This is a genomic window from Prosthecobacter fluviatilis (assembly GCF_042655725.1).
GTDB lineage: Bacteria > Verrucomicrobiota > Verrucomicrobiia > Verrucomicrobiales > Verrucomicrobiaceae > Prosthecobacter > Prosthecobacter fluviatilis.
Genome location: NZ_JBHSMQ010000002.1, coordinates 804,259 through 826,789 on the forward strand (window position 1 = coordinate 804,259; position 22,531 = coordinate 826,789).

At 61.4% G+C, this 22,531-nt stretch carries 10 protein-coding genes; 3 read left to right on the plus strand and 7 right to left on the minus strand.

All coding sequences use genetic code 11. The features are described from left to right. Positions 1-61 precede the first annotated feature (61 nt). Entirely contained in the window at positions 62-4,132 is a 4,071-nt protein-coding gene (locus ACFQDI_RS08285) for a hypothetical protein (protein ID WP_377165347.1), read from the plus strand. Positions 4,133-4,198: 66 nt separating this feature from the next. Beyond that, on the plus strand, positions 4,199-6,589 hold the full coding sequence (locus ACFQDI_RS08290) for a tetratricopeptide repeat protein (protein WP_377165349.1): 2,391 nt from the start codon (positions 4,199-4,201) through the stop codon (positions 6,587-6,589). 258 nt (positions 6,590-6,847) lie between these two features. Here ACFQDI_RS08290 and ACFQDI_RS08295 read toward each other — a convergent pair whose 3' ends face one another. The 5 genes from ACFQDI_RS08295 to ACFQDI_RS08315 form a co-directional block, all read right to left on the minus strand. Continuing rightward, positions 6,848-9,589 (minus strand): hypothetical protein, encoded by a 2,742-nt coding sequence (locus tag ACFQDI_RS08295; RefSeq protein ID WP_377165351.1) that lies wholly within the window; start codon positions 9,587-9,589, stop codon positions 6,848-6,850. 114 nt (positions 9,590-9,703) lie between these two features. Further along, positions 9,704-12,796 carry a hypothetical protein gene (locus ACFQDI_RS08300; protein WP_377165353.1) on the minus strand — a complete coding sequence of 1,031 codons (3,093 nt, stop codon included), beginning with the start codon at positions 12,794-12,796 and terminating at the stop codon, positions 9,704-9,706. Between the two features lie 39 nt (positions 12,797-12,835). Further along, positions 12,836-15,934: a hypothetical protein gene (locus ACFQDI_RS08305; protein ID WP_377165355.1), complete on the minus strand. Its 3,099-nt coding sequence runs from the start codon at positions 15,932-15,934 to the stop codon at positions 12,836-12,838. A gap of 26 nt (positions 15,935-15,960) precedes the next feature. After that, positions 15,961-18,666, minus strand: a complete 2,706-nt coding sequence (locus ACFQDI_RS08310; RefSeq protein WP_377165357.1) for a hypothetical protein — start codon at positions 18,664-18,666, stop codon at positions 15,961-15,963. Positions 18,667-18,986: 320 nt separating this feature from the next. Continuing rightward, positions 18,987-20,150: a prenyltransferase/squalene oxidase repeat-containing protein gene (locus ACFQDI_RS08315; protein ID WP_377165359.1), complete on the minus strand. Its 1,164-nt coding sequence runs from the start codon at positions 20,148-20,150 to the stop codon at positions 18,987-18,989. Between the two features lie 79 nt (positions 20,151-20,229). Here ACFQDI_RS08315 and ACFQDI_RS08320 point away from each other — a divergent pair, with 79 nt between their 5' ends. Beyond that, positions 20,230-20,388 (plus strand): hypothetical protein, encoded by a 159-nt coding sequence (locus tag ACFQDI_RS08320; RefSeq protein WP_377165361.1) that lies wholly within the window; start codon positions 20,230-20,232, stop codon positions 20,386-20,388. A 64-nt stretch (positions 20,389-20,452) separates the two neighbouring features. Here the strand turns inward: ACFQDI_RS08320 and ACFQDI_RS08325 are convergent, their stop codons facing one another. Then, positions 20,453-21,217 carry a YdjY domain-containing protein gene (locus tag ACFQDI_RS08325; RefSeq protein WP_377165363.1) on the minus strand — a complete coding sequence of 255 codons (765 nt, stop codon included), beginning with the start codon at positions 21,215-21,217 and terminating at the stop codon, positions 20,453-20,455. Positions 21,218-21,240: 23 nt separating this feature from the next. Further along, complete coding sequence (locus ACFQDI_RS08330; RefSeq protein WP_377165365.1) at positions 21,241-22,377, minus strand: substrate-binding domain-containing protein; 1,137 nt, start codon at positions 22,375-22,377, stop codon at positions 21,241-21,243. Positions 22,378-22,531: the final 154 nt, after the last annotated feature.

The window sequence follows — 22,531 nt, forward strand, 5'->3', positions numbered from 1 at the left end:
ACCACTTTGCTGGCGCCTGGCTCGCACGATTTCTCGTTCTTATACCGTTAATGACACTATCATGATCGCTCGCACCATTCTTGAAGCCCGGATTGCTGAGGTACGGGAGATCCTGCGCCGGGCGCGGCTGATGAGGCATCTGGCGGTGGTGCTGGTGGCGGGTATTGTGGTGCGGGGGGCGTTGCTGCTGGCGACGCTGAATGGGTTTGAGATTTCCAAGAGGGTGGACCGGTGGTCGATGCTGGGGCTGGTGGTGCTGGGACTGGTCGCGTGGATCAAGGGGCGGCGGAATGTGTGGAGTGATCGGGAGATTGCGCGCCTTATTGAGAAGCGGCATGCGAGTCTGGATGCGCTGCTGCTGACGGCGATCGAGCATGAACCGGGTGCGGATGAGCCGGCGGGTTTTTTGCATGAGAGGCTGATCGACCGCGCGCTGGCGCATGCGGCGACGCAGCCGTGGCAGGTGACGGTGGCGCAGAAGCCGTACATGCGGGCGTTGGTGGGGGCGTGCCTGGCGGTGGTGGTGTTTCTGGTCACGGAGATCGCGCTGAGGGTACAGGAGCACCGCAGCCAGATGGTGGCTGTGCAGAAGAAGACGGAGGAGCCGACGAAGCCGACGGAGTTTAAAGCGATGCTGACGCCGGGAGATACCGAGCTGGAACGCGGCATGCAGCTGATCGTGGAGGCGAGGTTCAACGGGCCGGTGCCTGCGGATGCCACGCTGGTGGTGAGCGAGGCTGACGGCCAGGAGCGTGAGCGGCTGCCAATGCGGCTGACGGTGGACGAGCAGGTGTATGGCGGGATGATTCACAAGGTGGCGCGTGATATGAAATACCACGTGGAGTTCAGCGGGCAGAAGTCGGAGGTGCACACGATCTCGGTGTTTGACTATCCGGCGCTGGTGAGCAGCGATGTGACGGTGACGCCGCCGGAGTACACGAAGCTGCCGGTGAAGGAGACGAAGAACACGAAGAAGGTGACGGCGCTCGAGGGAGCGAAAATCGTGTGGCGGATCAAGGTGAACAAGCCGCTGATCGGGAGCGGCGAGGCGGGTGGCGCGGGGCGCAAGGATGTGAGCCCCTTTGCGCCGCATCTGACGGCGGCGGAGCTTTTTGGCGAGGACAAGACGGTGATCCCGCTGACGGCTTCAGCCGGAGATGCCACGGTGCTGGAAGGCGTGATGATGGCGGAGAAGACGCTGAAGTACCGGCTGCATCTGGTGGATGAGGCGGAGAGGGGGAACAAGAATCCGCCGTGGTTTTCGGTGACGGTGCAGTCGAACCAGCTGGCGAAGATCGAGGTGGTCTTCCCGAAGCGGGATCTGCAGGTGTCGAGCCTGCAGGAACTGCCGGTGGAGGCGAAGGTGTCTGACGACCTGGGGGTGGTGAAGTCGGGGGCGGTGTTCAGCATCAACGGGAGCAGCAAGGAGATCGTGTTCAAGCATGCGGTGACCGAGCCGCTGAAGAAGCAGGATGTGCGGGCTGAGCTGGTGCTGGAGAAGGAGCACGCGGAGCCGAGGCAGCTGGTGAGCTACTACCTATGGGCGGAGGACACCGGGCCGAAGGGCGAGGTGCGGCGCAACATGAGCGACATGTTCTTTGCCGATGTGCGGCATTTTGAGGATATTTTCCGCGAGATGGAGGCGCCGCCCAGCGAGCCGGGGCAGCTGAAGGCGCAGAGCGACGAACTGGTGGACCTGGTGAAGCAGCTGGTGAACGCGACGTGGAAGATCATCCGAGACACGAACGCGGGGCGCGTGATCGAGGCGGCGGTGCCTGACATCAACGTGGTGCATCAGTCCACGGGGATCGCCCTGGAAAAGGTGAAGGAGGGGATGGAGAAGGCGGAGGATTCGCAGGTGAAGCAGTACCTGACGGAGGCGTGGAAGAGCCTGAAGGATGCCGAGGGGCCGCTGCAGCAGGCGGCGGAGGAAAAGAAGCGGTCGCCGCTGAACCAGGCGCTGACCTTTGAGCAGACGGCGCTGGAGTGGCTGCACCGTGCGCAGAGCCGCGAGCACCAGGTGGTGCGGCAGGACAAGCCGCAGAAGGGGGCCGGGCAGCAGGCCAACAAAAACCAGATCATGGACCTGGAGCTGAAGCAGAAGGAGCAGCGCTATGAGGAGGAGAAGCAGGCGACGGAGGAGCAGACCGCGGAGCAGCAGGAAAACCTGCAGGTGCTGAACCGCCTGAAGGAGCTGGCGCGGCGGCAGGAGGCGATAGCGGAGAAGATCAAGGAGCTGCAAAACCAGATGGCGAATGCGAAGACGGAGGAGGAGAAGCAGGAGCTGGAGAACCAGCTGAAGCGCCTGCAGACGGAGCAGGAGCAGCTGCTGAGCGACATCGACGACCTGAAGGAGCGCATGGAGAAGCCGGAAAACGCGCAGAACATGGCGGAGGCGAAGGAGAAGCTGGACCAGGCGCGCGAGAAGGCGATGGAGGCGGCCGAGCAGCTGAAGAATGAAAAGCTGACGGATGCCGCGAACTCGACCACCCGGGCGCAGCGTGAGCTGGAAAAGATGGGGGAGGATTTCCGGCAGAAGACCTCGAAGAAATTTGCGGAGGAGATGAAGCAGATACGCCAGCAGGCGCGTGACGCGGCGGAGAACCAGAAGAAGATCAGCGAGGCGCTGGAGAATCAGAAGGAGGCGGGATCAGACATCGAGCGGAACATGCAGAACGCTGCACAGAGCCGGCAGGTGGCGGGGCAGCAGGAGCAGGTGCAGAAGCTGCTGAACAGCATGAAGCAGCTGAGCGAGCAGGCGGAGCAAAGTGAGCCGCTGCTGCACCGCAACCTCTACGACGCCGTGCGCAAGGCGCAGACGAGTGCGCTGGAGGAAAACCTGCAGGAGGCGCAAAATCAGCTGCGGTATGGCACGCAGGCGGAGGCGAAGGATGCCGAGCGCAAGGCGGCGAATGCGGTGGAGGAGCTGAAAAAGGGCGTGGAGAAGGCGGCTGAGAGCGTGCTGGGCAACGAGAGCGAGGCGCTGCGTGTGGCGAAGAACGAGCTGGATAAGCTGATCAAGGAAGCGCAGGAGCAGGAGGCTGCGGGCAGTGAAGGTGAGAAGGGCGACAAAGGCGCCAAGACTGCGAATGCCGCCGATCCTCAAGGGCAGGGAGAGAAGACTGATCCCAAGGCTGCCGAGGGGCAGAAGGGCCAAGGCCAGGAAGGGCAGGGCCAGCAGACTGCTGAGAAGGGGATGAAAGCTGGTGAAGGTCAGAAGCCTAGAGAAGGACAGCAGGGCAAGGATGGCCAGGGCAAGGATGGCGAGGGGCAGCCCCAGATGACGATCCAGCAGGGCAAGCAGCCGGGCATGGGACAGGAGGGCCAGGAAGGCCCGGGCGCAGGCAAGGATGCGCAGACGGCGGAGAGCGGTCAGAAGCCCGGTCAGGGTGGCAAGCCGGGCGAGAAAGGCCAGGAGGGCCAGCAACCCGGAGCTGAGGGGCAAGGCCAGGGCCAGCAGCAGGCCTCTGCGCAGCAACCGAATGGCGAGCAGCCGGGACAAGGAGCTGGGAAGGAAGGCATGCAGCCTGGACAGGAAGGGCAAGGACAGGGACTGGGCGAGCAATCCGGTCAAACGGCGGACCGCAGCGGCAAGCCGGGTGAGGGGCAGCCGCAGCCGGGAGAGGGGGCGCGATCAGGCCGAGGGCAGGCGCAGCAGGCTGCCAACTCTGACATGGGCATCGGCACCACGGGGGACCGTGATTCGGACAATGACCGCAGGCGGCCGCAGATCGCGGGCGGAGCGGTGCCTGAGGCGCTGTTTTTTGAAGACGGCAAGGAGCAGCCTGACACGGGTGTCTTTACCGGCAACGGCTACGAGCAGTGGAGCGACCGGCTGCGCACGGTGGAGGAGCTGCTGGAGAACTCAGAACTGCGCAATGAAGCGGCGAAGGTGCAGGATCGCGCCCGGGCGCTGCGCATTGAGCTCAAGCGAAGCAACGAGGCGCCGCAGGTGTCGCACCTGAACACACGGATCACGCAGCCGCTGATGGAGCTGCGGGATCGGGTGGTGGAGGAGCTGTCGAAGAAGGATGCGGTCAAGAACCTGGCGCCGGTGGACCGTGATCCGGTGCCGGCGGAGTTCCGGGATCTGGTGAAGCGCTACTACCAGGAGCTGGGAGCCGGAAAGTGAGGAGGCAACCGATTGTTTGATGGAAAGCTGACTCGACGCTAAAGGGTTATTTAGCATACTTGGGCGATGGCCCTGACAGTTCTGACATTGCGAACGGGAGACGAAGAGCACCGGATCTCGTGCCCGCTGCATGCAACACTGACGCTGGGATGCGGGCCGGACTGTGAGGTGACTTTTGAGGGCGTGGGCATACAGCCGAGGCACTGTGAGATGTATCGCACCGGAGAGCGGACCTTTCAGATCATCGGGGTGCATGCTGCGGCGCAGTTCTCGGTGAACGGGGTGATCGCGAGCGAGCTGGAGGTGAATGCGCCGTTCAGGCTTGGGATCGGCGGGGAGGTGTTTGATGTGGATCTGGCTGAGGGTGAGGTGATGGCATCGCAGGAGGCGGTGGCGGGAGCGGCGGTGCCGGGGACGCGCCCGAGCCGAAGGGGCTATCTGCTGAGGCCGATCAGCCTGAAACCCAGGGCTGGTGAGCGTGTGGGCGGGGTGATTTTGGAGAGGCCTGCCGTGCCTGTGAGCGAGGTGCCTGCGCCGGTGCCGCCGACGATGCCAGCGACGCAGGCTGTGGCATGTGCGGTGGGTGCCGAGCGGGCTGTGGATGAAGAGAGGTCGCCCGTGCTGCTGCTGGCGGGGGTGATGCTGTGCGGGGCGATGGTCGCGGGGATCTTGTACTGGCCGCATCATCTGGACCATCTTGCTGATGCGAGGCCGGGCACGGTGGAGCGTGCTGAGGCTGCGCCTGAGCCGGAGAAGACAGTGAGGACGTGCGAAGACCTGATCTGGGCGGGAGCGCCCAGTCTGGCGGCGCGGGTGCTGATGCCGCTGGCGGAGCAGGGGAATGTGCATGCGATGCATGTGCTGGCGCTGGCGCTGAGGGCTGCGGGGCAGCGTGGGGAGGAGGTGGTGCAGCTGCTGCAGAGGGCCGCCGAAGGGGGGCGACGGGAAGCGCTGCGTGATTTTGTGAGCGTGATCGATGATGCGGAGAACCCGGGGCGCTGCACGGCGAAGGCTTTCAAGCAGCTGCAGATGGCGGCCAGGATGGGTGAGATGTCTGCGTGGATGCCTCTGGGAGAACGCTACGAGCACGGTGATGGCACCGCAGCGGACGTGAAGCTGGCGCTGGGGGCCTTTGAGAGGGCACGCATGGGCGGAGACAAGCGGGCTGCGGCGAAACTTTCTGCCACACAGGAGGCGCTGGAGCGTGCGGCTGCGTATGTGCGCTCGTGGAACGAGGTGTCTGTGGCGACGCTGCTGGAGCATGTGGCGGCGGGGCAGGGGAAGTTTTTCAAGCTGGACCGTCCGCCGATGGAGGTGCTGCTGCGCCAGGAGGAGGAGCTGCGCGCGAGGTGGCCGATGAGGCGGATCGGCGTGGTGGCGGGAGCTCAGGCGGAGGTGGAGACGTTTGACCGGATCAAAGTCACGCAGCCGTTTCAGTTTGAGGTGCAGCGGGGGGGACGCATCGCGAGAGGGAAAGGTGTGCTGGTGTGCACAGTGCGGCGCGATGCGGAGGGCCGCTGGCGCATTACCGATGCGAGCGATGCCATTGAGGCCGCCGAACTGCTGCCCGGGAAGGAGCAGTTTGTGAGTGCTGCGTCATTGCGCGCGTTGAGGCCTGCCTTTACGAGGGCGGAGCAGATGGAGGAGGCGCGACGGGGGATTTTAGAGCAGATGCGCGGGCTGGAGGCGACGGAGGACTTCAAGCCGGTGCTCCAGGTGCTGATGCAGGCGGTGGCAGAGTTTCCGCAGGAGACTTTCTGGCGGCCGTTTGCGGACAAGGTGTGCGACCGGATGGCGAGGCAGCTTTTCATGAGGAGCCGGTGGCTGGACGCGGCGTGGGCGGAGACGGTGCATCAACTGGCCGAGCATGGCAGTGTTTCGGCGATGCTGCTGGAGGGGCATCTTTATGCGGCGGGGTATGGGTGCGAGCGCGATCTGGCGCGGAGCGTGGCGCTGTATGAAAGGGCGTTTGAGGCGGGGAAGCGGCGGGATGCGCGCTTTTACTATGCGGAGGCGCTGTTTCAGGGACGCGGGGTGGCGCAGGACATTGAAAAGGCGGGGGAGCTGGCGCTGGCGTTCATGAGAAGGTCCAGGCATCCGCTGGAGGCGTATCTGGCGGCGCATCTGCTGTGGCGGAAGGCGGAGCATGACCCGGCGCTGTGGCAGGATGTGTATGACACGCTCTCGCGTGTGGCGGAGACCTTTCCGCCGGCCAAGAACCTGGCGGGCATGGTGCTCTTAAATCACGGGCAGACGACGAAGGAGCGCCGGACGGGTTTTGCGGCGATCAAGGCCGCGGCCGATGAGGGCGTGGTGGAGGCGATGAAGAGCCTTTCGCAGTGCTATCTTGAGGGAGTGGGCTGCGAGAAGGATCTGCATCTGGCCACTTTGTGGAAGCAGAAGGCGCTGGTGACGGAGCCGCCGAGGAGGAGGCACTACACGGAGCTTGAGGAGTGAGGGGAGATGGCATTTATGATTTACGATTTGTGATTTATGATTTCGGAAATGGGGGTGACGTGAAATCTGGAGGACGCGGAGAGACTCAGAAATTGAAATCACGGAATACACCGAATACACGGAATCGGGTAAAGGCTCTTGGTGGTATGGTGTGGTATTTGTTTGCAAAAGACAATGGCGATGGGGGCTGGGATGTGAGTGGTCATCCTGACAATGACTGACCTTTTGACGGCGCAGCCCTGACTGTGCCGGGTGTGGCTACTCGCCTGGGCGGAGGATGTCGCAGGTGATGAAGATGGCCTGGAGGATGTCTTGTTTTTCAAACTCGGGTTTGCCGGTGGGCTTGTAGAGGGAGAGGAGGCGGGCGGAGGTGGAGGGTAGGGTGATGGCGGTGGTGGTCCGGGTGGTGAAGAAGTCGGTGAGGGGAAACTCGAGGCGGTGGCCCTGGGTGTCGGTGAGGTGCTCGCGATGTTCGAGGGGAGGGGCAGTGTGGAATTCGTTGGAGAGGGTGAGTTCGACGGTGGCACCGTCGGAGCCTACGGAGGGTTCGAGCTCCAGGCGCAGGCCAACCTGCCGCATTTCCTGATTGAAGCTGATGCGTTGTTTGTCGTCGAGGCTGACATCAGCGATGAAGATGTGCTCGTTGTTCTGGGTGGATGAGGCGCGGGTGCCGGACCTGGTCTCGACGCGAGCCATGTTGAGATGCTGCACGGTGCCGGCTTTCACGGCGGTGAGGAGTTCATCGAGCTCGGCGCGGTGATTGCTTTTGCTGGAAGCCTGGGCGGCGAGCCGGCGCAGGAGCGGGCCGGGGCCCTGTAACACGTGGGCGGTGCAGGCAGTGGTGTGCCGGATGGAACCACAACCCCAACCCACATAAGCTTCCACCAGGTCGAGGTTTTCATTCGTGTTGGTGACCACCAGCCGTGTCGATGGCGGGCCGTAATAGGCGGCCGTGCCTGGGGGGAAGGTGATGCCTACGGCTTCAAGGATCTCCTTGGCTGTTTTGGGTTTCTTTTTGTCATCCGGGGTGGTGGCATCTCCTCCTGCGGAAAGAAAATCGGGAGGAACGCGATAGGAGCGGGTGTGGATTTCCTTGGCATCGCTCGCAGGCGGAGGAGGGACGAAGGAGTAAGGGGATCTGGCCACCTGTGGTATGACCTCACATTTGACAAAGGTGGCCCAGAGGACGCCGGTGTCTGGATGGCCGGCGGGAGGATTGAGCGCGAGGAGCTTGGTGCCGCCTTTGGTGAGGTTGATGCCCGTCACGATTTTGTGGACATTGAAGTCGGTGAGGGGCTGGTCAAAGGGCTGCTGAGAGGCGGGATCGCGGAGCTGCGCTTGGCGTGTGACCGGCGGCGTGGGATGGAGTTCGTGAAAACAGGTGAGCTCCACCGTGCGGCTGTCTGCGCCGACGGTGGGCTCGACCTCGATGACGGAGCCCACCCGTCGGGTGTCGAAGATGATGCTTGGATATCCCTGGCCGTCGGAGCCCTCGCTTTCGAGGTAGCAGTGCTCGTGCGCTGAATGATGAGCGGCTTTGTTGCCGGACTTGGTTTCGATAAAGGCGGACTGGATGAACCTGGCCTCTCCACGGGCGACTGCGGCTTCTACTGCGGCGAGCATGGCGGAGTCGTCGGTGGAGGCGAGTGTCTCGCGGGTGAGATCGCGCAGCAAAGGGGCGGGTGCCTCGAGGGTGTGGAAGGTGAAAGCGACTGTTTTGGGAAAGACGGCCAGGTCATGCTCCAGCATGGTGCTGATGAGCGCGATGTTGTCCGGGGTGTTCACACAGCGCAGCACGCCCTCGCGGTGTTCAAGGAAGGAGCCTGGGGGAAAGGTGGCGCCGGCTTTGGCAAAATGGGTCTGGAGAGTGGGGGGCTTCGAGAGACGCGGTGGTTCTCCAATCTCATTTTCAAACTTGGGGCGCAGGGCCTCGTCAAATACTCCGTCCGGGGCATGCATGGCGGCGAACTGCATGCCTTTGGGAATGGTTGAGGGTGATGTCACTTTGGGCTGCGGAGCGGGGAGTGCCTCAACGCGGCGGACCGTGGCGGTGAGGAACACGGCGCAGAGAAGGTCTGAGTTTTCGCGTGGTGTGCCGACTGGCCGGGTGATGCCGAGGAGTCTGGTGCCGCCACCCAGGAAGCTGACACTGGTATTGATCTGAGTGCCGGGGAGATCGGTGAGGGGAAACTCCGTGGCGTGGCCGGTGAGGGGATCGCTGATGCTGAGCTGACGCGTGGTCGGAGGTGCTGGGTAGAAATCCAGGGCGAGGGAGGTCTCGATGAAGGCGCCGTCCGTACTGACGGAGGGCTCGATCTCCCAATGCAGGCCGAGGTGGCGAGTTTCTGCGGAGATGGCGGAACGGCTCTTGGCATCGAGGGACACATTGCTGACATAGCGATGCTCGAGGCCTGCATCGAGCGTGGCGCGGGTGCCGGATTTGGTTTCGAGAAAGGCATCGCCTACGACGCGGACCTTGGAGCCGGGTTTTTGGGCGTGATCGAGCAGCAAGGCGAGCGCGGGCGCGGCATCGAGGCTGCGGGAGGCCAGGGCATTGGACTGGCGGATGAGGTCGCCAGGAGCCTCGATGATGGTGAGGGTGAAGCCGACATTGGCAGGCGCCTGCTGAGTGATCGAAGCCACAAACGCCTCGGTGATCTCGATGTTGGGCACCGAGTTTGTGACGGTGAGGAGGCTGGTGAACGGATTGAAGCTGGCACTGGCTCCCTCGGGAAAAGTGACGCCGATGGATTCGAGGATCTGCCGTGGTGTCTTGAGCTTTGGATGAGCCGGTGAATCGAGCGCTGGACTGGTGGCGGGCTCGCGTGTGGCAAAGGGATCTTTGTCTGCCGTTGATTCAGGTGACGGAGCGCTTTCGCAGGAGATGAAGTCGGGCGGGAGTTTGAATATGCGAGTGAGGAGCGCCGGCTTTTCTGCGTGTGTGATCGCGGTGCAGACGAGGGTGATCAGCAGGAAGAAGCAGCGTGCGCGGAACGACATGGCGGTGAGGTTAGTGGAAGCGGGGGAGGGATGTCGAGACGGATGAGGGGCGCTCGCAGACGGGCGGGCTGTCGCCATGCCCATCCCACGTGGAGACATGCGGTGGGAGAGAGGCTACTTGATAACGGCCGGATCTTCGAGACGCAGGATGTCGCAGGTGATGAAGATGGCTTGGAGAATGTCTTCTTTTTCGAACTCGGCTTTGCCGGTGGGCTTGTAGAGGGAGAGGAGTCGGGCGGTGCCGGAGGGGAGGGAGATTTCGGTTCGGAGCCTGGAGGTGAAGTAGTCGGTCAGAGGGAACTCAAGGGGGCGGTTCTGAAGGTCGAAGGTACGTGCGCGATGCTCGAATGGAACGGTGGTGTCGAATTCGGAGGCGATGGTGAGTTCGCTCCATTTTCCGTCTGCTGCGATGGTGGGGGTGAGTTCGATTTTGAAACCAACATTGCGGTGATCGGAGACGATTTCCGGGGCCTCGTCTTTGGTGAGGAATGCCCCTGTCAAAGTTGTGTGCTCCACGCCCTGCTTCAAGGTGGAAAAGGTGCCTGATAAGGCCTCGAAACGAGCGGTGACGAGGTGGGTTGCCTCTCCGTCTTTTACGGTGGCGAGGAGTTGGTCGAGTTCGGCCCGGTGATCTGATTTTCGGGCGGCCTGAGCGGCGAGCTGACGCAGCAGCGAGCCCGGGGCCTGGAAGATGTGTGCGGTGATGACGGCGGAGCCGGGCGTGGGCTTGCCGAATGATATTTTGGCCAGGTTGGCGGGAGTGTTTCGAACGATGAAACCGCGAAATTGCTCCAGCATACGGACGTAGGAGCCTGGGGGAAAGCTGGCACCGTATGATTCGAATGTTTGCTGAAGATTTTTTTCGCGGGATTCGGCGGTGGTTAGCACCAGCGTAATGCCTTCCTTTGAAGGCGAGGGGGGGGAAGAAGGATCGGTGCCATTAGTGTGTGCAGGTGAGCCTAGCGAGGCTGACAGCACATCTTCAAGCGTGAAATATTTCACGATCATTTTCTCAGGCTGTGAAGACGACGCGAGGGACTGAGGTGAAGAAAGCTTGGGCTGCTTGATGAGGATTGGAACCACATCGCATTTCAGAAATGTGGCCCAGAGTTTGCCGGACTGCTCACGACCAGGGGGAGGAGTGAGCGAGATGAGCTTGATGCTGCCACTGGTGAGGGAGCTGGTGGTGGAGGTTTTGTGGAAGTGAAAACCGGCGGCGGGTGTTCCTGATGAATGCTGTGAGGCGGGATGCAATTCGTGCTCGTAGGTCACATGCAGGGTTTTGCTGTCGGCACCGATGTCTGCCGTAATGTCCAACATGGAGCCAACCATGCGTCTGTCGAAGCTGAGATGGCGAGGCTGCTGGGGTTTGGATTCGGTGTTGATGACCGAGCTTTGCTCACGTGCAGACTGGCGGGTGGCGAAGCTGCCGGAACGGATGGGAAGGAAGGCGGAGTCGATGAAACTGGCCTCCCCACGCGCGGCGGCGGCCTCGATGGCGGCGAACATGGCAGAATCGTCCGCCGAGGCGAGGGTGTGGTGAGCGAGATCGCGCAGGAAGGGGGCGGGGGCCTCCAAAGTATGCAAGGTACAGGCGATGTTTTTGGATGGGTGTCTGAGCAACTGGTCGATGAGAGATGAAATGCAGGAGATGTTGTCAGGGGTGTTGACGATCCATAGCTGGTCGCCGCGCTGCTCGATGGACGAGCCCTCAGGGAAGGTGATGCCTTTTTCAGTCAGCCAGTTCTTGAGACTGGTGGGAGGTGTGGCAGGCAAAAACTCATCGAACAAACCGGCTGGTGCATCGAGAGCGGTGAATTTCATGCCGGAGGGCATGGAAGCGTTGGGGGCTGGCTGAGGCTGCGGTGGGGGGAGGGCTTCGACCGTGCGGAGTTTGGCGGTGAGAAACACGGCGCAGAGGGTGTCTGCCTTTTCCTGTGGCATGCCGAGAGGGCTGGTGACGCAGAGCAGGCTTGTGTCGCCGTCTTTGATGACGGCATCGGCGCCAAGATGGATGACCGGAATGTCGGTGAGGGGAACTTCGGGTGTGTGATCTGCACCCGGGGTGGATTCAGAAGCCACTTTCTGGGGAGCGGAAGCGGGGGTGCTCAGGGTCAGGTTGATTGCAGCTTTGATGGTGCTGCGATCTTCGCATGTAGAGGGCTCGATGGAAAGCTGCAGGCCGTTCTTGCGTGGCTTGGGCGGGGCTGAGAGGGCGATGATTCCAGCGCCGAGTGGGGAGACGTGGGCTGGGGTGTGCTCATGCACGGTTGCAACAATGGAGCGGACGCCGGACTGAGCTTCTAGGAAGGCATCGCTGATGACGCGAACGTTTGAGCCGGGCTTTTGCGCCTGTGCGAGCAGATTGCTTAATTCCTTGAAAGCGGTTGTGGATTTTGCAGCAGTGGCGGCCTGGCGGATGAGTTCGCCCGGGCCTTCGATGACGGTGACGGTGAGAGCGATATTGACGGGAGCCTCACGGTGGATGGCATCGATGAAGCCTTCGACGAGATCGAGATTGGGCTGGGTGTTGGTGACAGTGAGATGACCTGTGAGGCAATTGAAGCTGGCACTGGTTCCTTTGGAAAAATGCACGCCCGCCGATTCGAGTGTCTGCCGGGCGGTGATGGGCATGAGGGAGGAATCAGCCTTGAAGTCGGCCGAGGTAAAGGGATCGAAGGGGGCGGCCTTGGAGTTGTAGGAAAGATCGCGGTTGGAGAGGAAATCTGGCGGTACTTTGAAGGTGCGTGTGTGCAGCTCAGTCTCGAATTCTGCCGAGATGGGGACGATGAGAACAGAGTTATGTTCGACTCTGTATTTGGTTTGCGTGAGCTCGGTGACGTAGCGGATGGCTTCGGAGAGCTGCAAATTTTTGACATTCAGATTGATGGGTGAGGTGTCTGGCGTGTCATCGAGGCGAAGGATGATGTTCACGCCCTTGCTGCCTGAGGGGGCGGATGACTTGTCCAGTTCACGGCTTTGCTTGCGGAGAAATTCAATCGCCTGCTCAAGGGTGGTGTTTTCGAAGTGAACTGTGGGGAGGATGATCTCATCCATTTTTTGCATCAGGCGGGCTCGGGCATCCAGGCCAACTGGCGCAGAGACTGGGGCGGGGCTTTGAGGGGATGCTTTGTCTTTGGCTGGCTCTGCACCATGGGCCAGAGTGATGATGGCCCAAAGCAGAAGGATGCTGCGGATGCGGTGCATGCGGATGAGATGACGGGATGAGATAGCTACGGAAAGAGGCTACTTGAGAACGGTCGGATCTTCGAGACGCAGGATGTCGCAGGTGATGAAGATGGCCTGGAGGATGTCTTGTTTTTCAAACTCGGGTTTGCCGGTGGGCTTGTAGAGGGAGAGGAGGCGGGCGGAGGTGGAGGGGAGGGTGATGGCGGTGACGGTTTTGGAGGTGAAGAGGTCGGTGAGAGGAAAATCGAGGCGGCGGCCCTGGGGGGCGATGAGGTGCTCGCGGTGATCGAGGGGAGGGGCTGTGTGGTATTCGGCGGAGATGATCAGATCCACGAAGGGGCTGTCTTTGCTGGTGGTGGGTTCGAGTTCGACATTGAGGCCAATGCAGCGGGGCTCTTTTTTGAAAAGGGGCAGTCCTTTGTCATCCAGGCTGAGTTCGCAGATGTATGGGTGCTCGGAGCCTTGGTTTACGGTGGCGCGGGTGCCGGGCTTGGTTTCGAGACGGGCGGTGTCAAGGTGGAGGACGGTACCTGATTTCACTGCGGCGAGGAGTTCGTCGAGCTCTGCACGGTGGTCGCTTTTGCGGGATGCCTGGGCTGCGAGACGGCGCAGGAGGGGGCCGGGGCCTTGCAGGACGTGGGTGGTGAACGCTACAGAAAAGGGCATGGAGCTGAGAATCTTGTCCACCACTGCTGTGATCAAGGCGTGGTTCGCCAGAGTATTGCGCATGATTAACGTGGAGGTCTTTGGGTTGTATGAAACGCTGGCTCCCTCTGGAAAAGTGACTCCGAGATCTTCTAGCGGGCGGGGCGGGCGCTCTCGTCTTCGCGGAGCTTGAGTGGCTTCGATGGCAAACGGATCTCCAGATGGTGCCGGGGAAGGAGCGCCGAGGGAAATGAGGCGATGCACAAAATCTGCGGGGACACGATAGGCTCTTGTTTCCAGTGCTTCCTTTCCTGCCTGTGGAGGAATTTGGTTTGCCAGGGCCTTTTTGGGTTTGGGAAAGTGAGGCACGGTGCAGCATTGCAGAAAGGTGGCCCAGATGTGGTCTGCATGGCTGCTGCTGATGTCCTGATGCAGGGCGATGAGTCTGATTTCTCCCTCATGCATGGTGGTGTGGCTGTGGGTTTTCAGCACTCGGAAGCTGGTGCTGGGAAGCGGGATGCTTTGGCCCTGAGCAGGATCATGGGGCGGAATTGCATCAGGGACACCAACTGGGACATGCAGCTCGTGGTTGTAGGTCACATCGATGGTCCGGCCATCGGCACCTATGGTGGGTTCTATTTTCAGAAAGGATCCAAGGGGCCGGCCCTTGATGGAAATCGCGGGAGGATTTTTTTCTTTGGGCGGCGTGCGATCAAGGAAATAGCAGTCGCGTGCGGCCACATGGGTGGAGCGAGTGCCGGACTTGGTTTCGAAGAAAGAGGACTCAAGGAACGCGGCCTCGCCGCGTGCGGCGGCTGCTTCGACTTCTTTCCATTCGGCCGACTGGTCGGCGGACGTGAGTGCGGCCTGGGAGAGCTTGGGCAAACTGGATGGGGGCAGGCGGACCGTGTGGAGAGTGACGGCGACAGTTTTGGAGGCCTTCTGAACGGCAGCAGCGATCAGCATGGAGATGGAGTCGATGTTTTCCTGAGTGTTGGTTATGCGAAGGAGGTCGTTTTCCAGCTTGATCACGGAGCCTGAGGGGAAAGTGACACCTTGGTCGATGAACCAATCCCGGAGCGGTTTGGGGGTGGGGTCCATGATGGACTCAAAGAGCCCCTCTGTGATCTGGAAGGTGATGCTGGACAGGCCCTTGGGTGGCGTGGATGTGGAGTGTGTGCCGAGAGCGAGATGGTGTGGAGGATTTTCCACATAACGAACGGAGGTGGTGAGGAACACGGCCCAGAGGATGTCGTCGGTTTTCTGCGGCAGGCCGGGGGGGCGGGCAATGCCTGCCAGTTTGGTGGTGCCGCTGCTAACCAGAAGGGAGGAGGTTAGGTTCACTTTTGGTATTTCTCTCGTGGTCTCCAAGGACGTGTTGTTTGCAGGCGGGGGGCTGAGATTGGGCTCTTCTGTTTTTGCGGATAAAGGCGGGCTCAGTTCTAGGTCGAGACTGAGGTCGATGGTCTGGCCATCTGCTTGAATGGTTGGTTCGAGCTGGATGCGCAGGCCGGTGGGTTGCCTGTCAGGATCTGGCGAGACGCTGTTTGAAAGCCTGGGGGCTGATTCGGCTTCTGTGGTGGCTGAGATGCCGGATTTTGTTTCGATGAAGGTGTGGCCTGCGACTCGAACGGAGGAATCGGGCTTTTGAGCCAGATCACGCAGGGAGGTGAGTTGCTTGCTGGCATTGGCAGTCTTGGAGGCCTCGGCATTGATCTGGCGGATGAGATCGCCCGGAGCTTCGAAGATGGTCAGGCTGAAGGCGATGACTTTGGGCGGATTGTAGCAACATGACTCAGTGTATGCCTCAACCAGATCGAGATTGGGCTGGGTGTTGGTGACTCTGAGGAGGTTCGTCAGTGGATTGAAACTGGCGCTGCTGCCTTCGGGGAAGGTGATGCCTGAAGCTTCGAGGATTTGTTGCGCGGTCTTTCGTGGTATCAAGCCGGCCGAGGGGGGAGGGTTGGGCGCAGATGGTGCGAAGGGATCTGCTGGAGCATCTGAAGCCTCGCCTCCTCCGACCGAAAGAAAGTCTGGTGGTACTTTGAAGGTGCGGGTGTGCCGCTCGTGCCGGTAGGCATGCATGTCAGTGAGAACGACTCCCTGAGCCTCCACGCGGTACACCAAATTGGTGAGTTCGGCTACATAGCGCAGGGCTTCAGACAAAGGCGCTTCTTTCAAATCCAGAGTGATGCGGATCTCCTTTGGCGGAGCGGGTTCGCGAAGGGTGAGACTGACGCCTTTGGTGCCATCTGGAGCAGGTGACTTGTCCAGTTCACGGCTTTTTTTGCGGAGGAAATCCAGCGCTTGCTCAAGCGTGGCGTTTTTGAAATGAACCGAGGGGATGATGATCTCATCCATCTTTTGTATCAGCCGTGCTTTTGCATCCAAGTCCACTAGGGCGGGGGCCGGAGTAGGGCTTTGAGGGGATGCTTTGTCTTTGGCTGGCTCTGCACCATGGGCCAGAGTGATGATGGCCCAAAGCAGAAGGATGCTGCGGATGCGGTGCATGCGGATGAGATAGCTAAGGAAGGAGGTTATTTGAGAACGGCCGGATCTTCGAGACGCAGGATGTCGCAGGTGATGAAGATGGCCTGGAGGATGTCCTCTTTTTCGAACTCGGGTTTGCCGGTGGGCTTGTAGAGGGAGAGGAGGCGGGCGGAGCCGGAGGGGATGGTGATGCCGGTGGTGATCTTGGAGGTGAAGTAGTCGGTGAGGGGGCGTTCCAGTTTGCCGCCCAGGGTGTCGATCACCTCCTCCCGATGCTCGAGCGGCTCTGCGGTGTGGAATTCGATGAGCGGTGCAAGTTCCACCAGGATGCCGTCCGCGCCGACGATGGCTTCGAGTTCGATCTTGAGGCCCACGTTGCGCATCTCCTGCTTGAAGAATGGCTCGCCCTTGTCGTCCACGCTTACGCCGAAGACTGCACTGTGCTCGCGGCCCTGACGGGTGGTGGCGCGCTCTCCGGAGCGGGTCTCGATGCGTGCGGTATTGAGATGCTGCACGCTGCCTGCCTTTACAGCGGCGAGGAGTTCGTCGAGTTCGGCACGGTGGTCGCTCTTGCTCGCGGCTTGGGCAGTGAGGCGGCGCATGAGAGAGCCGGGGCCTTGGAGGATGTGAGTGATGAACACGACGTTCTTCGGAGCGGTTCTTGTGATGGACTCCACATAAGCGTCCACCAGCGCGAGGTTCTCATTGGTGTTCTTTACGAACATGATGGAGACTGCCGGATTGTAGGAAGCGGCGGCTCCTTCAGGAAAGGGAATGCCTATGCCTTCGAGGATGTATCTGGCCGTGATGCGCGGCCGTGGCTCAGGCGTTGCCGGGCCGGATGAGGAGAGAAAATCTGGCGGCACGCGGTACTGCCGGGTGTTCCAGGCTTTGGGATCGAGCTGGGGCTTGGGCTTGCCCACTGAGGCGGGGTCGGGTCGGGCTTTCGCGACTTGCGGCACGAGGTCGCATTTCAGGAAGGTGGCCCACAGCATGCCGGGCTCATTGCAGCCGGTGGGTTTGTTGAGGGCGAGGAGCTTGATGCTTCCCCTGGGCATGATGCTCCCGGTGGTGATTTTGCAGTAATGAAAGTCTTCCAGAGGCATCTCAAAAGCTTGCTTGGAGCCGGGGTTACGGAAGTGACCGCGGCGCGCCATGGGCGCGGAGGAATGCAGCTCATAGCTGTAGCTGATATGAACATCGTGGCCGTCGTTGCCCACTGTGGGCTCGATTTCGAAGACCGAGCCCACAGGGCGCATCTCAAAGGCAATGCTGGGCTGGCCCTTGTCGCTGGTGCCAAGCGCGGAAACATACTCGTGCTCGCAGGTGGCGGCGTGTGTGGCGCGGGTGCCGGGCTTGGTTTCGAGAAAGGCGGAGTCGATGATCTTTGCCTCACCACGGGAGATCGCGGCCTCCACTGCGGCCCACATTTCAGTCTGATCGCCAGAGGCTGCCGCTGCGCGGTGCGTGAGATCGCGCAGGAGGTCGGCAGGAGCCTGCACGGTATGCAGGGTGAAGGCCATGGTCTTGGGAGTGCGGCAGAGGCAGTCCTGGGTCAGAGCGGCGATACGCTCGATGTTGTCAGTGGTATTGATGACCTGCAGCACACCGCCCTCATGTGTGGCAGTGGCTCCCTTCACGGGCACGATGCCTTGGGTCTCAAACCACGGCTGCAGCGGCCCGGGCTTTTCCATCAGGCTTTCGAAAAGGTCTTCCGGGACATTGAAAGCGGCCACCATCAGTCCGGGAGGAACCTGCGCCACCTGTGCGGGAGTGACTGCTTTTGAAAAGGGAACGGGCTCTGCATGGTTTGCGGTCCCGGTGATAAAGGCGGCCCACAGGATGTCTTCTTTCTCCTGGCTGGTCCCGACGGGCTTGGTGATGCCCACGAGCTTGGTGGTGCCGCTGCTGGAGGTAACGATGGTGGTGAAGTGAGCACCGCAGATGTCGCTGGCTGGAAACTCCGCCATCTGGCCAGAGACGGGTTCGGTAAGGCTGATCTGACGCTCGAGCGGCGGCACGGGATGCAGCTCGATGCTGAGGGTGGTTCCAAGGGTGCGGTGATCGCTGCCAAGGGTCGGCTCCAGCACCAATTTTAAGCCGATCAGGCGTGTGTCCTGGGTCACGGAGGCACGGCTTTTGGCGTCCATGTTGAACTCGCTGGCATAGGAGTGTTCGCACACGGCTTCGGAGGAAGCGCAGTAGCCGGACTTGGTTTCAAGAAAGGCATCGCCAACGACGCGGACATTGGAGCCGGCGGTTTTCGCCTGCTCCAGCAGCAGGGCCAGCTCGGCGGCGGCATTGCTGCTGCGCGTGGCAGTGGCATTGGCCTGGCGGATGAGATCCCCCGGGCCTTCGATCACCGTGAGCGTGTAGGTGATCGTGGTGGGCCCCTGGACGCGAATGGAGTCTAGGAAGGCCTCTACAAGCTCAAGATTCTCTGGGGTGTTGGTGATGCTGAGGAGACCCGTGTTGGGATTGAACCTGACCATGGCCCCCTCGGGGAAGGGGATGCCTGCATGCTCAAGAATGTCCCGGGCTCTTTTGCGTGGCAGCACCGCAGCGGGCGCAGGTGGCGGCTTGTCTGAAAACGGATCACCGGGTGGCGTCAGCGTGGGGTCGCCAGGAGTGTATTCGCCACCGTAGTCGTTCGGTGTTTGGAAGACACGCGTGATCATCCCGGCCGGCTCAGCACCCAAAGTGGTGGTGAAGCCAAGGGTGAGAAGCAGGACTAGGCAACGGGCGCGGTGCATGGTGCGAGTTTACCGAAGGGGGCGGCGGGATGTCGAGAAGGATGTTTCGAGGGTGGCGGAAGTGGCTTTCGTGTGATTGGGGCGGACTTTGGTCTGGCGGGCTGGCGATGGAGTGCTGGCTGCCGCATTCGAGGGGGGTGCGCGTGAGTCAGTGAGGCCGTCGAAAGCGGCAGCGGCGCTCCTTCGTCGCTGCGCGACCGCAGTCCACCAAATGGGACGGTGGCCAGGCGGGGGGCTTTGGCGTGGGGGCACAAAAAAACGCCGCGCTTTTGAGGGCGCGGCGTTGAATTATCCAGACCAGTTGCGGCGCAACTGGGCAACTATAAGGTCTGATGGATGCGGCCGAGGGCCATGAGGATGTAGCTGGTGGTGAGGACGGGGTCGGACTCCATCCAGCGGCCTTCGGTGTTGGACCAGGAGCCGTCGCCTTTCTGGAGGCTGAGGAGTTTTTCGGTGATGTCTTTGCGCCAGTCGATGAGCTTGCCGTCCTTGGTCTTGATGTAGTCGATCCCGGCGATGCTGAGGGCCTTGCTCATGGTCTGGTAGTAGTAGTAGAGACCGGCGGCGCCGAGGCCGGGGTTTTCGTCGGGGTTGTAGTGGTTTTGGAGCCACTCGATGACGGCTTTGACGCGGGGGTCGTCTTTGTCCACGCCGGCATAGACGAAGCTGAGAAGGCCGGCGTAGCTGATGCTGCCGTAGCTGCGGAGAGCGATGCTGCCGTCGGGGTTGGTGACTTTGGCACCGCGGGTTTCGGAGGGGTTGTAGATGAAGCCACCGGCGTCGTCGGGGTCTTTGCTGACCCAGGAGGATTTGTTGCTTTCAGGGCGGTTCTGGCAGCGCTGGATGAAGTCGATGGCGGCAGCGACGTTGAGCTGAGGCTCGTTCTTGGCGGCGTCGCCTTTGTCTGCGAGGAGGGCCTGGGAGTAGTAAAGGGCTTCGAGGGCGAAGGTCAGGTTGGACATGTCTGCGTGCATGCCTTTTTCGTCGCCGTAGCCGATGCCGCCATCGAGGGGATTGTCCTGCTTGCCTTTTTCATCGAGATCCACCTGGCAGTGGACGAGGTAGCGGCGGGCCTTGAGCATGACTTCCTCGTTCTCGGGCTTGTTGTTGAGGAGGAGTGCGGTGAGGGCGAGGGCGGTGTTGTAGTTGCCACGGCCTTTGATGAAGATGCCGCCATCCGGGCGTGCCTGGGCGACGAGGAACTTGGTGGCTTTTTCGACTTCAGCGGGGACGGGGTCGCCGGGCTTGCGGTTGGGGTCGAGCATGAAGCCGATGATGGCGAGGGACGTCATGGCGACGGGCTCAGACTCACCCCACTGGCCGGTGGCGGGGTTTTGCTTGGAGCGGAGGAAGTTGAGACCACGCTCGACGCCGAGGCGGAGCTCCTGCTTGAGGGACTCGTTGCGAGAGGCCTGGGTGGCGGCCTGGGGAAATGCGGCGGTCGTTCCTAGCGCCAGGGTGAGAAGGAAGGCTGGGATTTTCATGGTACAGAGCACTGGATGTGGAAAGAGGGCGGCGTCAACGGGCAAGGGGCACCTCTTTCAGGCTGGGCGATTTCTGTCCATGCCTGAGCTGTGGTGGGCGTTTTTTGACCGCGCCGTTATTGAGTTTTTGCTCACCGCAGGGGTGCGTCGGTGGTTTGGAACTTCTAAAATCAAAAATCGATTGCTCGACAATCGTCAATCTTCTGGTTCTGAAGGCGTCGTGGCTATGCGCGATTGACGATTGATGAACAACGATTGTTGATTTTAGAAGTGTCGATCCTCCCCCTCATTCTGCGAGGCACTCACTGTTTCGCGGGGGTGATGATTAGGGTCACCTGGGTCCCTTCGGCAGGGATGTTGACGGGCATGCTGATCCAGAGGTCGTCGCGCTCGTTGCCTTTGGCGGCGGAGTTGATGATGGCGGCGCGGTCCACGTAGGTGGAGATGATGGAGCCGGTCTGCTCGGCGGCGAAGCCGGTTTCGTCGATGAAGGAGCCGTTGAAGATCCAGGTGTCGAGGTCGGGTGGCGTTTTGCGTGTCTCGATGTTCTGGATGAAGTCGGAGAGGGGGACGTTTTTGACTTTGTCGCCGTCCTTCCATTCGACGTGGATGGCGAGGCGGTTGGCGCCGGGGGTCTTGGGTTCGGTGTCCTTGGCCTTGTAGGGGCGCTCGGCTTTGGGATCGAGCTTTTCAAGGATGCCGAGGGTGGCGGGCTCGTAGCGGGCGAGGAGGAGGGCGACCTGGAGCTGGATGGGGCGGACCTTGGTTTCGAGGATGGTTTCGTGCACTTTCTCGCCGTTTTCATGGCAGAGGGCGTACTCGATAGGGAGCTTTTGATGGAGGATGGAGCAGGGGATGCGGAGCTCGCGGGTGGCGGCGGTGATCTGGATGCCGTTGAGGTCGAAGACGCCAGGGGAGACCTGCTTGACGAGCTTTTGTGCGGCTTCGAGCTGGGCTTTGGTGTCGGGCTTTGGCGTTTCGGCTTCCTGGGCGGAAATGCGGATGAGCGAGGCGAGGAGCCCCACGGAGGAGAGGAGTACGAGGCGGAGACGTGGGGCGGAAATCATGGGGAGAAGGGGGTGGAGGGCGGTTACAAAGGGGGGAGCTTGTAGGTGCCGGTGCGGAACATCTGCTCGACATTTTTTGGCATGATCACGACGGGCTGGATTTCGTAGGAGGGCTGGGGTTTGAAGGTTTTGTCTGTGCGCATTTTGGTGATGATGTGGAGGGCGAGGTCCACGAGGGCGGGCTGAACGACGGAGGCGTCGAGCTCTCCGAGGCGTACGAGGTCGAGGCCGCGCTTCTGGCCAGAAAGGCCGTCTGTGCCGACGATGAAGATGCTGTCGCGCTGACCGGCGGCTTCGGCGGCTTTGGCGGCACCGACGGCCATGGCGTCGCTCTGGGCGTAAATAGCGTCGAAATTTTTCTGAAGGCTGAAGGCTTCGGAGGTGCATTTGGCGGCTGTGTCGGTGCTCCAGTCTGCGGGGGCGTCATGGACGAGGATGATGCCGGGCTGGGTGCGGAGGCCTTCGCTGAAGCCTTCGGCGAGCTCACTGGAGGTGTAGCTGTCTGCGGAGCCGCGGAGCTGGACGACGCGGCCGGTGATTTCGGCGCGGTTTTCCTCTGCTGCCTTGCGCTTGAGGGCCTCGACCACGGTGTCTGCGGCCATGCGTCCGACGCGGCGCTGGTCGGTGAAGACGACGCTGGCGCAGCCTTCATTGAGCATGCGCTTGTCGAGGCCGATGACGGTGATGCCGTGGGTCTGGGCCTCGACGATCAGGGCGGCGAGGGCGGGGGGATCGATGGGGCTGAGGATGATGGCGGCGGGTTTGGCGGCGATGGCCTGGCGGAGCTGCTCGATCTGCTGAGTGCTGCTGCCAGCGGCGTCGCTGGTGGTGAGCTTGTAGCCCGCCTTTCTGCCGACAAGCATGGCGAGGCCGTTGCTCTGGAAGGCCTGCATGGCGATGCGGGTGTCTGGCAGGAGGAGGATGATTTCGGCGCGCTCATCTTTGGCACTGAGTCCGGTGGCGGACAGGATGGCCGGGGGAGTGCTGGCGGGTGTGGTCGGCTGGGGGGAGCTTTTTGGCGGTGCGGAATTTTGCAGCTTCTGCTTTTCCAGATCGCTGATGGCTTTTTCCACATCCGGAGCATCGGAGGGGTCGCATGCAGCGAGAGAGAGCAGCATGCCAAAGGAAAGTGCGGCGGAGCGTGGGCTGGGGAACGTCATGGTGCGGAAGTCATTGTAGGCGTCGAAATCGGAGATGCACAAGCCTTAGATGTCCACGAAATCCCTGCCTGTCTTTTGCTTGCACTCTGACGGGATTGTCACAGACTCCGCCCTCGCCGTCCGCGCCCCCTACCGAAATGAGCCATCCACTGAA

Excerpts from the sequence above, each read along its gene's own strand:
- ACFQDI_RS08285 (WP_377165347.1), top strand. The coding sequence starts at position 62 with ATGATCGCTCGCACCATTCTTGAAGCCCGGATTGCTGAGGTACGGGAG.
- ACFQDI_RS08290 (WP_377165349.1), top strand. The coding sequence starts at position 4,199 with ATGGCCCTGACAGTTCTGACATTGCGAACGGGAGACGAAGAGCACCGG.
- ACFQDI_RS08295 (WP_377165351.1), bottom strand. The coding sequence starts at position 9,589 with ATGTCGTTCCGCGCACGCTGCTTCTTCCTGCTGATCACCCTCGTCTGC.
- ACFQDI_RS08300 (WP_377165353.1), bottom strand. The coding sequence starts at position 12,796 with ATGCACCGCATCCGCAGCATCCTTCTGCTTTGGGCCATCATCACTCTG.
- ACFQDI_RS08305 (WP_377165355.1), bottom strand. The coding sequence starts at position 15,934 with ATGCACCGCATCCGCAGCATCCTTCTGCTTTGGGCCATCATCACTCTG.
- ACFQDI_RS08310 (WP_377165357.1), bottom strand. The coding sequence starts at position 18,666 with ATGCACCGCGCCCGTTGCCTAGTCCTGCTTCTCACCCTTGGCTTCACC.
- ACFQDI_RS08315 (WP_377165359.1), bottom strand. The coding sequence starts at position 20,150 with ATGAAAATCCCAGCCTTCCTTCTCACCCTGGCGCTAGGAACGACCGCC.
- ACFQDI_RS08320 (WP_377165361.1), top strand. The coding sequence starts at position 20,230 with ATGCCTGAGCTGTGGTGGGCGTTTTTTGACCGCGCCGTTATTGAGTTT.
- ACFQDI_RS08325 (WP_377165363.1), bottom strand. The coding sequence starts at position 21,217 with ATGATTTCCGCCCCACGTCTCCGCCTCGTACTCCTCTCCTCCGTGGGG.
- ACFQDI_RS08330 (WP_377165365.1), bottom strand. The coding sequence starts at position 22,377 with ATGACGTTCCCCAGCCCACGCTCCGCCGCACTTTCCTTTGGCATGCTG.